Here is a 5,187-nt window from a genome sequence, read left to right on the forward strand (position 1 = left end):
ATTGCGGAAGGAAACTACACGCTGGAGGCCGGAGAGCAGGCAGCCAGGACCTGGCTTGACCTCAAAGACAGGCCGACCGCGGTGTTCTGTGCTGCGGACCGCACAGCCTTCGGCTTCATATCTGCGTTGAACGAAGCCGGCATACGGGTGCCTCAGGATGTATCTGTCGTCGGCTTTGACGATATCGATATTGCAGGTCACTTCGTACCTCCGCTCACCACAATCCACCAGCCGCGCCGGGCCGTGGGCGAACAGGCCGCGAAACTGCTGGTAAACCTGCTTGAGGGCGGCCGGCCGGACACAGAAAGCGCCCAGCTGGAGCCCTGGCTGGTGGTCAGGAAGAGTACGGCGGGTCTCTCCTGACAGAAGCGGGGGCCGTGTTTGAACGGAGATTGCCCGTGATTGATCTGCTGGTTTTCGCCGGACCAGGCTTCCGCGCAGTTTGCCAAGGGCTGAACGAGCTATTCCGGAGACCTGAAGATGCAGTACGATGCCGAAACGCCTGATGACTATCTGGAGCAACTGGACGATGACTGGCGACGGCAAAAGCTGTTGCAGCTACGGGGTTTGATCAAGTCGATTGCACCATCGATCGACGAACAAATTCACTACAAAATGCTGGGCTACAAGCTGGATGGAGACTTTGTATTTCACCTCAATGCCCAACGTCATTATGTCAGTTTCTATGCGGGCGACACGGCCAGGATAGACCCACAAGGCGAGCTTCTGAGAGGCCTGAGTACCGGCAAGGGCTGCGTTCGGTTCACCAAGACAAAATCGGTTGAGGACAGCCGCATAGAAGAATTCATTCAACGGGCCGTTTCGCTGAAGCTGTCCGGTGAGGACTTCGAATGTTGAGATGCAGGCAGAACCCGCGATTGAGGGATTGAGCCGATGATCCCTTTTTATTGGTGAGCCGCAAATCCGCTGACTGGATGATCCATATACGTTAACGCCGCCAGCACGAGGGGCTGGCGGCGCTCTTTTGTTGGTCAGACTTGAAACGCTTACTCTATTGAGCGGCTTCTTTCAGCGGGAGTTGGTGCGGGTGAAGACCACCCTCCGCCAATGGCAGGCCGTGCGGGAGAGGAGCGTGGTCCCCAAGCGGCAGTTTACGGGGGTAGGGGTCGCCCTGCTTATAAGACCCGGCAGCGGTGAACAGGACATCGGAGGACGAGTTTAGCCCGGTTTCAGCCGAATCCTGAAGCACGCCGACAATGAAGCCGATGCTGACCACCTGCATAGCTGTCGCGTTGTCGATGCCGAACAGGCTTGCGGCCATCGGGATCAACAACAGCGAGCCGCCCGCAACACCCGAGGCCCCACAGGCTGCGACCGCGGAAAGAACACTGAGGAACAGGGCTGACAGGAAGTCGACCTCAATTCCCATGGTGTTGACTGCCGCCAGGGTCATGATCGTAATGGTTATGGCTGCGCCGGCCATGTTGATCGTGGCTCCGATCGGTATCGTCACCGAGTAGGTTTCCTCGTCCAGGTTCATGCGTCGGCAAAGTTCCATGTTGACGGGGATGTTCGCGGCAGAACTGCGCATGAAAAACGCGGTGATGCCGGATTCCCTGAGGCAGGTGAACACTAGTGGATAAGGGTTCTGTCTTATGCGCAGGAAGACGATCAGGGGATTGACGACGAGCGCCATGACAACCATGCAGCCGACAAGCAGCGCCAGCAAATTCGCATAACTCACAAGCGCGCCGAATCCGGTTTCGGCAATGGTCGATGCAACAATTCCGAATATACCTATGGGCGCCAGACGGATGATGACGCCGACGATTTTCGTGATCGCCTTGTCGAGATCCGACATGAGAGCCTTGGTCGTGTCATTGGCATGACGAAGAACGAGACCAAATCCGATTGCCCATGCGAGAATGCCTATGTAGTTCGCATGAGCGATGGCATTTACCGGGTTGTCGACCATCCTCAACAGGATGTTTTTCAGAACCTCTCCGAGCCCGCCCGGTGCGGTCATGATTTCAGGTGTTCCGGTCAGTTGAAGCGTCACCGGAAACATGAAGCTTGCCACCACCGCCAGCAGAGCAGCGGAGAAAGTGGCGAGCATATAAAGAGAAACAACCGGCCCCATGCGGGCCTGGCTGCCTTTCTTGTGGTTGGTGATGGCAGCGCAAACCAGGATCAACACGAGTACTGGGGCTATGGCTTTCAGGGCGTCTACAAAGAAATCGCCCAGCAGACCCGCCGCCATGCCCGCTTCGGGCCAAACGGCGGCGAGGAGAACGCCGGCAGTTAACCCGACGATTATCTGTGATACCAGGCTGCCTGGTAGGAAGGACTTCATCGCAATCATCCTATCTGATTGTGGTACGTTGTTGGAAACGCGACCACTCCACCCGCCTATAGGAGAGCGACGCGCCTGTTTGCCGGGACATCAGGCCGATCGTGATCTGCCTGCATTCCGGACATGGCTCTTCAGGAGCCACACCAGGGAAGGCAACACGGCGCTTCTCAGCCGTATTACACACGCGATGGTGAAATCGACGCAGTCGATGGAACGATGGTGATTTTTCAGTTTACCGCCCCTCTGGCCCCGGCGCTTGTCGCCTTCCCGAGACCACGTATCTGGGGAGGTAAGGTGAACGATGGCTGTCCGGAAGATTACGTTTTTGCAACTGAGCGCCATTCGGGTGGAAATGCGTCGATTTTTCCGAGGCATGGAGACGTCAATTCGAATTTTTCGCACAGAAGCCCGGAGCGACTAGCCCATAAAGTCAGCAGGTTCGCCTGCCTCCGGTATCCCGTTTTCGCACTTGCACGCGGTGCGGGAATGGAACGAATTCGCTTGATCTTATGTGGTTGGTTGGTGGTGGTAACGGCAATGCGAAACGTCATCACATGCATCATTCCAGATTGATGGCGACATGTTGTCTACTGCTGGGCTAAACTCGCTGACAAATCGCAGGTCAAAGAAACACCGGAACAATCAGGTGCAGAGAAATGCGCATGCAGCTGGGATGCCGACTTACATTTCAATTGCCGGCACCAACACCAATGATCCTTTTGCTCAACGTGCACTACTCCCGAGCGAGTGATCTCGAGCGACCAGATCTTCTTGTTACAGATCCAGCTGTCACAATCGAAGCCTACCGTGATGATTTCGGAAACTGGTGCAACAGGTTGATGGCGCCCGAGGGGATATTGACCGTGTCGACCGAAGGGACGATCAGGGATCGTGGCTTTTCTGACCAGATAGATGAAACAGCGGAACAGCATCATGTCGAGCATTTGCCAAGCGAAGTGCTTGGATATCTGCTGCCTAGTCGTTATTGCGAGACCGATGTCCTTTCAGATTTCGCCTGGCAACAATTTAATCATGAGCCTCAGGGTTGGCGGCGAGTTCAAGCGGTTTGTGATTTCGTGCATCAACATGTCCGGTTCGGATACGAGTACTCGCGCGTCACGCGAACCGCGGTTGAAACGTTGAACGAAAGGGTCGGAGTTTGTCGAGACTACGCACACCTTGCGATTGCCTTGTGTAGATGCCTCAATATCCCGGCGCGCTATTGTACCGGATATGTCAGTGATATTGGACAACCGCCTCCGTATCCCCCTATGGATTTCGCGGCATGGATGGAAGCCTATCTTGGCGACAGGTGGTGGGTGTTTGATCCCCGAAATAATGATACCCGTTACGGGCGCGTTCTCATCGCCCGTGGTCGTGATGCCGCCGATGTGCCGATGACCCATAGTTTTGGCCGCCACGAATTAAAAGGATTCGAGGTATGGATCGACAAGATCAAAGAAATGGCAGATCTACCACGCACACAGCAATGACCGTCTCAAGTGGGCAATGAAGAGGGGGTATGGGTCGTTTAACTGTGTTATCATGGTCTAATTATTTGAAAATTAAAGTAAAAATCTTTTTTTTTCAATTTTTTTACTAGAGTTATAAATATTACTATGTATTTTTAAAATATTGTTCTCTGAATTCGATGCGGATTTATGTGGCTGATTGGAAATTTTATTTTGTAATAAATCTAATAAAATCATCCAAATGAAAAATATATGTATCTTTTTCTTTCGATGAGTGTACCATGCTGACTGGAAGCGGGACTTGAGTTGATGAAGAGCACTCTTCATGCGGCTGGCCGCTTTTGGAAGACGAGACTTTCCAGAAAGAGTTAAGCGATCCAAGAAACAAGGTTCTGCCTTAGGCACGATCCGGGGTTTCGTGCATCTTTGCCAAACATAACATTCAGCTATATCGCTGAGCTTCTGCTAAAAAATTGGTGCTGAACCTTGCGTGAAATTCCTCGTCCATTGGATGAAGGATTAAAACTTATGTTGATCAATAGAAATAAACAGCACCGCAATACGTCCGGTGAAAAGGGCAGCTCGCCAAGCCATCGATTTTCTGTGGGTCAAAATGTCAGGCTTAGCCCTGATATGAGGGGATCTTCCTTGCGTGGTGAAAACTATCGCGTCGTCGGTCACTTGCCGTTGGTTGATAGATTTCCTCAGTATCGTATTCGGAACCTGAATGAACCTTATGAGCGAGTTGTTACAGAAGATAGAATGACGGAAATCAAAGATTCGATCGATGATCGAAGTAAAAACTTGTTTGACAAGACCTTTGGGTCAAATAAATAAAGCCATTTAATTTGGGGTAAATCTTTCAGGTCGGAGTGAAAGACGCTTCGGATCATTGCTCTTAGTTGTAGGTCAGCACTCCGTTTGGGTGTCGAAAAAGCGAAGCGCCTGTTTGAGTAGTGAATTACGGACCACATTTCCAACCGTTTACAACTTTGCAGGATAACATCTGGCAGCGTTCGCCACGTCAGAGGTGTGTTACTGCGGTCGGGAGAAGTCAGATGACTCGCACAGTCGAGCAAGTTTACAAATTTTGGTTGGCAATGCGGAAATCACGGTCCAGCGCCGGCCTCTTGGGAGTTCGATTTTCTTTGCAACTGGTTTTCGGAGCCTTTCTGATTTTTGTTGCCGGGCAATCTCTTTCGGCACAATCAATTATTCCGGAAAATGCAACGGCAAAAAGTTACGGCGACGGTTGGACATGCTTGGCAGGGTATCGACGTCAAGACGACAAATGCGACGCGATCCAAGTTCCGGCAAACGCCTATCTTACTGGAAAGCCTTATGGGACCGGTTGGGAGTGTGCCAGGGGATTTCTTTATAGCGAGGATGAATGCAGCGCCA

The 5,187-nt window shown here is 52.3% G+C and carries 6 protein-coding genes; 5 read left to right on the forward strand and 1 reads right to left on the reverse strand.

The annotated features are described in order from the left end of the window. Together K5905_RS27005 and K5905_RS27010 are read left to right on the forward strand one after the other, a co-directional pair. On the forward strand, positions 1-363 hold a 363-nt coding region (locus K5905_RS27005), incomplete at its 5' end, for a substrate-binding domain-containing protein (RefSeq protein ID WP_297590078.1). A gap of 117 nt (positions 364-480) precedes the next feature. Then, positions 481-858: an iron chaperone gene (locus K5905_RS27010; protein WP_297590080.1), complete on the forward strand. Its 378-nt coding sequence runs from the start codon at positions 481-483 to the stop codon at positions 856-858. 154 nt (positions 859-1,012) lie between these two features. Here K5905_RS27010 and sstT read toward each other — a convergent pair whose 3' ends face one another. Beyond that, positions 1,013-2,314, reverse strand: a complete 1,302-nt coding sequence (sstT, locus tag K5905_RS27015; protein WP_297590082.1) for a serine/threonine transporter SstT — start codon at positions 2,312-2,314, stop codon at positions 1,013-1,015. Positions 2,315-2,437: 123 nt separating this feature from the next. Here sstT and K5905_RS27020 point away from each other — a divergent pair, with 123 nt between their 5' ends. The 3 genes from K5905_RS27020 to K5905_RS27030 all read left to right on the forward strand — a co-directional run bounded on the left by K5905_RS27020 (position 2,438) and on the right by K5905_RS27030 (position 4,623). Continuing rightward, complete coding sequence (locus K5905_RS27020; protein WP_297590083.1) at positions 2,438-2,887, forward strand: hypothetical protein; 450 nt, start codon at positions 2,438-2,440, stop codon at positions 2,885-2,887. Between the two features lie 83 nt (positions 2,888-2,970). Further along, the gene (locus K5905_RS27025) at positions 2,971-3,807 is read left to right on the forward strand and encodes a transglutaminase family protein (protein ID WP_297590085.1); all 837 of its coding nucleotides are present in this window, start codon (positions 2,971-2,973) and stop codon (positions 3,805-3,807) included. 465 nt (positions 3,808-4,272) lie between these two features. Next, a complete protein-coding gene (locus K5905_RS27030) occupies positions 4,273-4,623 on the forward strand; it encodes a hypothetical protein (protein WP_297590087.1) in 351 nt (116 codons plus the stop codon). The last annotated feature ends 564 nt before the right edge of the window (positions 4,624-5,187 follow it).

Source organism: Roseibium sp., assembly GCF_025698965.1.
Lineage (GTDB): Bacteria > Pseudomonadota > Alphaproteobacteria > Rhizobiales > Stappiaceae > Roseibium.